Genomic DNA, 2,046 nt, shown 5'->3' on the forward strand with positions numbered 1-2,046 from the left:
CATCGTCATCGTCGGAGCGGCGCGGACCCCCGTCGGCTCGTTCAACGGAGCCTTCGGCAACACCCCCGCTCACGATCTGGGCGCCATCGCCATCAAGGCCGCTCTCGAGCGTGCCAAGGTCGACGGCTCCGAGGTGGACGAGGTGATCCTCGGCCAGATCCTCACCGCAGCCCAGGGCCAGAACCCGGCCCGGCAAGCCGCCATGGCGGCGGGCGTGCCGCAGGAAAAGACCGCCTGGGCTCTCAATCAGCTCTGCGGCTCGGGCCTGCGCACGGTGGCCATCGGCATGCAGCAGATCGCCAACGGCGACGCCAACATCATCGTGGCAGGCGGCCAGGAATCCATGTCCCAGGCTCCCCACGCGGCTTATATGCGCAGCGGCGCCAAGATGGGCGACTTCAAGCTCGTCGACACCATGATGAAGGACGGCCTGGTCGATGCCTTCCACGGCTACCCGATGGGCAACACCGCCGAGAACGTAGCCCAGCGCTGGCAGCTCACCCGCGAGGAGCAGGACCAGTTCGCCACCGCGTCCCAGAACAAGGCCGAAGCCGCCCAGAAGGAAGGCCGGTTCAAGGACGAGATCGCGCCCGTGACGATCTCGTCCCGCAAGGGCGACACCGTCGTGGAGCAGGACGAGTATATCCGCGCCGGCACCACCGTCGAGGCGCTGGCCAAGCTCAGGCCCGCCTTCTCGAAGGACGGCACGGTCACGGCCGGCAATGCCTCGGGCATCAATGACGGCGCGGCAGCCCTGGTGCTGATGACCGAAGCGGAAGCCCAGAAGCGCGGCCTGACGCCGCTTGCCCGTATCGCCTCCTGGGCGACCGCAGGCGTCGATCCGGCCATCATGGGAACGGGCCCGATCCCGGCCTCGCGCAAGGCGCTCGAGAAGGCCGGCTGGAAGGTTCAGGACCTCGAGCTCGTGGAAGCCAACGAGGCCTTCGCGGCCCAGGCGCTTGCGGTGAACAAGGACATGGGCTGGGATCCATCCATCGTGAACGTCAACGGCGGCGCCATCGCCATCGGCCATCCCATTGGCGCCTCGGGTGCCCGCGTGCTCGTGACCCTGTTGCACGAGATGGGGCGTCGCGACGCCAAAAAGGGTCTTGCCACCCTGTGCATCGGCGGCGGCATGGGCGTCGCCATGTGCCTCGAACGGTAAGAGCTGCCTCGAGCGCTGAAAACTTCAGCAGCGCCGTTGAGGAAATTCTGGCGCTTCACCCTTCCCGGTTGCGCCACATATCCTAAGCTATGATGTGAGGCTGCCTGATTCAGGCAGCCTCACATCAGATGGATCCTCAAGAGATCCGCACGGAAACGATCCTGGGAAGGAAACAGCATGGCGCGCGTCGCATTGGTCACTGGCGGCACTCGCGGCATCGGCGCCGCGATTTCAACGGCCTTGAAGCAGGCAGGCTACACGGTTGCAGCCAACTACGGCGGCAACGATGAAGCCGCAAACCAGTTCAAGGGAGAGACCGGCATTCCGGTGTTCAAGTTCGACGTGTCCGATGCGGCTGCGTGCGAGGCCGGCATCAGAGCCGTCGAAGCGGAGCTCGGTCCGGTGGACATCCTGGTGAACAACGCGGGCATCACCCGCGACGGCATGTTCCACAAGATGACCTTCGATCAATGGTCGGCCGTCATCCGCACCAACCTCGATTCCATGTTCACCTGCACCCGCCCGGTCATCGACGGCATGCGGTCGCGCAGTTTCGGCCGCATCATCATCATCTCGTCCATCAACGGCCAGAAGGGCCAGATGGGGCAGTCGAACTATTCGGCGGCCAAAGCCGGCGTGATCGGCTTCGCCAAGGCGCTGGCCCAGGAGAACGCCAACAAGGGCGTCACCGTCAACGTGATCGCACCGGGCTACATCGCCACCGAGATGGTCAAGGCGGTTCCCGAAGAGGTTCTCAAATCGAAGATCCTGCCGCTGATCCCGGTGGGCCGTCTTGGCGAGGCGGAGGAGATCGCCCGCAGCGTGCTCTACCTGGCGGCGGACGAGGCCGGCTTCATCACGGGCTCGACCCTGTCCGTGAA

2 protein-coding genes are annotated in these 2,046 nt (G+C 65.3%); both read left to right on the forward strand.

From position 1 onward, the window contains the following. Position 1: 1 nt before the first annotated feature. Positions 2 to 1,165 carry an acetyl-CoA C-acetyltransferase gene (locus JKG68_RS32055; RefSeq protein ID WP_202066437.1) on the forward strand — a complete coding sequence of 388 codons (1,164 nt, stop codon included), beginning with the start codon at positions 2 to 4 and terminating at the stop codon, positions 1,163 to 1,165. Positions 1,166 to 1,342: 177 nt separating this feature from the next. Then, positions 1,343 to 2,046 (forward strand): acetoacetyl-CoA reductase (gene phbB / locus JKG68_RS32060; RefSeq protein ID WP_202066438.1); only part of this gene is annotated, 704 nt, incomplete at its 3' end.

Source organism: Microvirga aerilata, assembly GCF_016743775.1.
GTDB lineage: Bacteria > Pseudomonadota > Alphaproteobacteria > Rhizobiales > Beijerinckiaceae > Microvirga > Microvirga aerilata.